General features: G+C 66.5%; 2 protein-coding genes. Both read right to left on the bottom strand.

Going from position 1 to position 2,691, the window contains the following annotated elements; all coding sequences use genetic code 11:
• Window positions 1–359 (bottom strand): dCTP deaminase (locus VFJ08_RS15660; protein ID WP_414707096.1); only part of this gene is annotated, 359 nt, incomplete at its 3' end.
• 111 nt (window positions 360–470) lie between these two features.
• The coding region (locus VFJ08_RS15655) for a hypothetical protein (RefSeq protein WP_324998164.1) at window positions 471–2,691 on the bottom strand (2,221 nt) is incomplete at its 5' end.

Here is a 2,691-nt window from a genome sequence, read left to right as displayed (position 1 = left end):
ATGATGCCGCAGCGCGCATAGGTCGACTTGCCCAGGCAGATGGTGAGCACGCTGCGTGGAATACGGAAATATTCGACCGTCGAGGCCAAGGCGAACGAGTTGGGCGGAATGATGCAGGTCTCGCCCTCGAAGTCGACGAAGCCTTTCGAGTCAAAAGCCTTGGGATCGACCACCGCAGTATTGATGTTGGTGAAAATCTTGAAATGCGGCGAACAGCGCACGTCGTAGCCGTAGCTCGATACGCCGTAGGACACGATTTTCTCGCCGTCGCACGCCTTGACCTGAGCCGGCTCGAAGGGCTCGATCATGCCTTCGCTCTCGGCCATGCGGCGGATCCACTTATCGGACTTGATGCTCATCGAAAAATACTCAGACGGCGCGATTTGGCCGCTCAGTCTAGCGACTGAATCAGGCGGCGCCCAGCAACCAGGTCGGCGATTAGGCCGGGCGCCGCGAAGCGAGAGCGCCGGCTATTGCGCGCAGCCCAGCGGAATGCTCGGGGGCGACGCACCGGCGGCGGCCGCCGCGAGAAAGCCGATCGTCTCGCACTGCATCTCGACCGTGGTCGCCAAGCCCTCCTGCGGATCGACTTGGCCGTTGGCCGTGCCGGCGGTCGGGTCCAGTATCGTGCTGTGCGCGCCGCTGGCAAAACGCACCACGCTGTCGGCTTTCTGGCTGCCTGTTTCATACGGCACGCTCGCCGACACCGAGGCCAGCCCCATGGCCGCGGCCAGCGGATCGGTACCGGACAACGGGCCGCCCACGCAGACCGTATCCAGCGTCGGCGTGTAGTCGTCGGTGGCCGGGCAGGCACCGCTGGTCGCGGGCGTGAAGCGCGCTCCGACATTGGCGGGTACGGCGTTCGGCACGACCAAATCGGGCGGATTCGCGCCGCCGTTGCCACCGCCCACGACCTCGATCATGTGCAGCGGATGGCGCGCGGCCGCGGTCTGCGCGTAGTTGATCGGGTCGGCGCCGTCGACGATCGTCTGCGCCAGCCGCAGGAAGCTTTGATAGGTCTCGCTGCCCTCGCCCACGCCGGCGGCTTTCAGCCCGGCCGCGATCTGCGGGCCGAATGCCGGCGAGCCGTCGAGCAGGCGGAGCACGCCGCCGCCGGGATTGGCGAGCGTGGCGGCGTCGAAGGCGCTGCTCGAGGTCACGCCCATCAGCGTGGAGCCCACGATCGCGCCGAGCGAATGACCGAGATACTGGCTCGGCTGGCCGTTGAGCGGAATCGCGTCGCCGCCGACGACCGCGATCGCGCCCTGCATGAGCGTGGCGTTGAGATCGATCAAGTCGACCACCGCTTCGCGCAGATTGTCACGCGAGGTGATCGGGCTAGACAGGTTGATGAAGTTGGCGCCCGAGGAATCGACCACGCCGTCGCCGTTGGCGTCCAGATCGAAGGTACGTTCGCCGCCGTCGATGGCGAGCGCGGCGTCCGGAGCCAGGCCGTGCAATGGCAGATCGATCGCCACGGTGACGAACCCGGCGGCCGCCAGCGCGGGCGCGATCGCGAGCATGTTGGTGCGGTCGCCGGTGATGCCGTGTTGGAAAATCACGACCGGCCAGCCGCCGTCCGGCGGGTTGCCGCCGCTCGGGCTGTTGGCATTGGGCACGGCCACCAGGACCGGCACCGACTGTATCGAACGCCGTTGCGGATACGGAAAACAGCCGGTGGTGGATTTGCTGGCGGTCAGCACGCTACAGGGAATGGCGGCGCCGCTGGGCGCGTGCAATGTGGCATGGCCGGGCGCGGCTTCGCCGTTCGAGATCCAGTAGGTCTTCAACGGTGCGGGCGTGGCGGTGCCGTCGTCGGCGGCCGCGGCCAGATAGTAGGATAGGTCGACCGTGCCCTGATAGAGATTCGCCGTATCGGGCAGGCTGGGATTCACCTCGCCAGTCGAAAGCTGACCGCCCTGACCGTCCGGCAGCGGCCGAACCCGAATGCCGCCGTCGTCGACACCATTCGGATTCGGCGTGGGATGGGTGGCGAGATAGCGCAGCGAGGCACCGATGCTCTGGGTGGTGAACTGCCAGGCGACGATTACGTTGTCGCTGCCGGCGCCGGGCACGGCCTCGAGAATCGGGCGCACCTGGCTGCTGCGGATCGACGCCAGCGCGGCCTGTTGGGCGGTGCTGTAGTCGCCGGCCGGATTGTCCGCGGAGCCGACTTCGGCCGACGATTCCACGATCGCGAACTGATCGCTGGGCGCCACGCTGCCCCCGCCGGCGGTTTTCAGCTTGTCGGTGATGAGCACGTAATACGTGGTTGCCGGATCGAGCGGCTTGAGCGGACGAATCAGAAGCCGCGTATGGTCGACCACGGCGGGCGACTTCACCACATCGAAATCCTTACCCGCGGTCAACTCGGTGCCGGTGCCGGCGTCGATCACACGCACGCCGCCGTTATTGGCCGTGGCCAGGTCGATGTCCGCACCGGCGAAATCGGCGTAGAGATTTTCGGTGGTGGAAAAGCCGTCGAGTTTGTTGGCGCCGGCGATGACCGGATTGACGCCGCTGGCGTCGGGAATATTGAGCGTACCGTCCGCGCTGATGCCGGCGAGCGCGCCTTGCATATTATCGGTGTCGACGAACAGTAGGTTGTTCGGAAACGGAATGACGGCGTTTTGCGAAGCCGGCGAGTAGAGGCTCGTCGCCTCCGGCGCGGGCGCGGAGGCCTGGCCGTCG

Source organism: Salinisphaera sp., assembly GCF_035690525.1.
Taxonomy (GTDB): domain Bacteria; phylum Pseudomonadota; class Gammaproteobacteria; order Nevskiales; family Salinisphaeraceae; genus Salinisphaera.
The sequence above is the reverse complement of the archived record's forward strand: the minus strand, read 5'-3'. Positions and strand labels throughout refer to the sequence as shown.